The organism is Yersinia pekkanenii, from assembly GCF_001152565.1.
Classification (GTDB): Bacteria; Pseudomonadota; Gammaproteobacteria; order Enterobacterales; family Enterobacteriaceae; genus Yersinia; species Yersinia pekkanenii.
Genome location: NZ_CQAZ01000128.1, coordinates 1 through 2,954 on the forward strand (window position 1 = coordinate 1; position 2,954 = coordinate 2,954).

Consider the following 2,954-nt stretch of genomic DNA (forward strand, 5'->3'; position numbering starts at 1 on the left):
TTCTGCGCCCTCGTTGCGCTTCACCTGGCTTATAAAGAAGGCAAAATCAGCGCACCAACTGGGGTGACCGCAAGGATTCGTTAATTTTTGGCAATAAGCCTAAAGGTTATATCAATTAGACTTTATATAACCACTAGATTGATTCCTTTGATAAGGATACGTACCTAAAAAATGTTGCTCGCGAAATTTTTAGAGTTTCACAAATATCATTGATACTTAATGATTTATCCTGATACATACGCCAGGCCATCATCACTTTCGGTGCGCTTTTGCTGACAGCTCTGCGTCCTCCTTTCCGCCCCCGGGCGCGTGCAGCCGCGAGCCCTGCCCGGGTTCGCTCCTGGAGGAGGCGTCTCTCAAACTGGGCCAGAGACGAAAAAATGTTAAGCACCAGTTCTCCCGATGCCGTGGTGGTGTCAATAGCGCCATCGCACAGTGAACGAAATCCTACCTCCTTGCTACGCAAGTCCTCTACCATGGTCACCAGGTGAGTCATTGATCTTCCCAACCGATCCAGCCGCCATACCAGCAAGGTATCTCCTGGTTGCAACGCTTTCAGACAAGCGTCCAGGCCCGGGCGTTCTGTTTTTGCCCCGGATGATTTGTCTACAAAAATGGCGGCGGCGTCACAGCCAGCCTGTTGCAGGGCATCCAGCTGCAGGCTGAGATCCTGCTCTCCCGTACTGACCCGTGCATACCCAATTAATTTCATAGCCCCTCTCTTGTCTCATGGAGTAGTATTCTATATGAGTTTATGATTCTTTGAATTAAGAGATGGATAGTTGCGACATCTGGCAGGCCTCATCGCTACATTTCTTCAGTCAGAATAGCGTAGTGATTTCGCCTCTCATCAAACGAACGTTTTTTGCGACGGTAATGACTCATGGACGCCTGCAATACCGCGTACCCGCGCCTTAAGAGCAGTATCACCACATACCAGCTTGAACGCTGGTATACGCCGACAGCTGAAGAACAGGATTTCTTTTCTAAATCCCTGCGCGATGGGCAATATAAGCTTGGTTTTTTTCTGCTGTTGAAAACTTTTCAGCGCCTCGGATACTTCGTTACAACAGATCAAATTCCCGGTTCGATAGTCAACCACATTGCCGGTATTGAAGGCCTGAAGGCCGAACAGCGACAACTGTCCACTTACGATTCGTCACGTACGCGACGACATCATATTAGTTTGATTCGTAGGTTTCTTAACGTCACGACCTTTGCTGTAAAAGGTAAATTGGTAATGATCCAGGCGATGGCAGCCTGTGCCCCAACAAAGAATGAACTGTCTGACATCATTAATGTTGCAATCGAAAGTCTGATTAAGCATCGCTTTGAATTACCTTTATTTAGTGTGTTGTTGCGAGAAGCAAAATCGCAGCGAGCTTCTGCCAATCAATCCCTGTTTAATGCGATCAACAACAAATTAAGTGAAACGGATCGCACTGATATCGATGCACTCTTTTTGGTTGAGAAAGGGCTGCGTACCAGCCCATGGAACGAGCTAAAGGCGGATGCCCCTAAAGCGACGATAGAAGGACTCCGGAAGTTATTATTGCGCTATGACCAGCTTTCCAGGCTGGCCAGCAATATCTGTGCTCTGGAAGGCATCCCCGAGATCAAGCGCAAACAATTAGCGCTAGAAGGAATGAGCTTGGATGCGACCAGCATGGTGAATATGGAGGCGAAAAAGCGTTATGCTGTAACGTTATCCTTGATCCAGCGTCAACTGGCCAGAATCACTGATGACCTGTGTAATGTATTTTGCAAACAAATGATTAAAGTGCAGCATCGTGCTGAAGAAGAACTCGATGGGTACCTTTCCGCTAATCAGGATAAAACTGACGAAATTATTCGCCGATTTGCTCAACTTGATACCGTACTGAAATCAGACCAGCCGATTGAAGAACAAATAGCTAACATTAGCCAGTTGGTATCAGCTCGCCAGGATTTATGCGAGTTCTCCCGGGTACATGCAGAACACGGGGGTAAAAACGAAAGCCGGTTCATGTGGCGTCATTTTAAAGCTCGCCGTACCCAAATTTTTCGTATTCTGAGCAAGCTGACATTTGTAGCAACCAGTCAGGATCAAAATTTTGTTCAGGCCCTTGCATTCGTTCTGGCCAACAAACACCGGCATATTGACTGGCTGCGCCTCGATGGAAAAGAAAACTCCATGCTAACCGCACAGGATCTTGACTGGCTCCCGGACAAATGGTGGGGGCTAGTTACCGGGGAAACGAAGCGCAATTGCATCCCACACAGGGTGAATCGACGCGCTTTTGAAGTCTGTGTTTGCCGGCAACTGGTTCAGGAGCTGAAATCTGCAGATATTTGCGTACCTGGGGGAGATACTTATTCCGATGCTCGCGATCAGCTTTTGCCCATGAAGGAATGTATGGAGACACTGGCAGAGTATGGTGAACTGGTCAGCCTGCCTGTGGAGGGTAAAGCCTTCGTCGAACATTTGCAGAGTCAGTTGAAGGAGGTTGCTGACAGTGTTGACCGTGGTTATATGACCAATCCTTATTTCACCATAACCAACGGTCGACCTGTTCTGGCAAAGCTGGTCAAAAAACCATTACCCGCAGGATTTGATGCGGTTAATAAAGCCCTGACTACCAAATTACAGGCGCTTAACTTATCGGTACTTGATGCGCTTGGCGACACGATGCGCTGGCTGAAATGGGGAAAACACTTTGGTCCACTCAGTGGTCATGAAAGTAAACTTGAAGATGAAGAGTATCGCCAAATTCTGACGACCTTTGCCTATGGTACGGGGCTGGGTACAGCACAGCTGGCGAAAAGTATTACAGGAATTGGTGATCGCAAGATTGCCTTTCTGAATCAACGCCATATTACAGAAGAAAAGTTGGATACGGCTATCCGTTATAGGGGTTCCGTGCACATTTCCCCGAAAGATGCCATCTGACGACTAAAAAACATTAATAATCATG

The 2,954-nt window shown here is 47.5% G+C and carries 2 protein-coding genes; one reads left to right on the forward strand and one right to left on the reverse strand.

The genetic code is table 11. From position 1 onward, the window contains the following. Positions 1–133 precede the first annotated feature (133 nt). A complete protein-coding gene (locus tag AEP37_RS23095) occupies positions 134–712 on the reverse strand; it encodes a recombinase family protein (protein ID WP_049615520.1) in 579 nt (192 codons plus the stop codon). Positions 713–883: 171 nt separating this feature from the next. On the opposite strand from AEP37_RS23095, the gene AEP37_RS23100 reads away from it, so the two are divergent. Next, positions 884–2,929, forward strand: coding sequence for a DUF4158 domain-containing protein (locus AEP37_RS23100; RefSeq protein ID WP_050692126.1), 2,046 nt, complete (start codon positions 884–886; stop codon positions 2,927–2,929). The last annotated feature ends 25 nt before the right edge of the window (positions 2,930–2,954 follow it).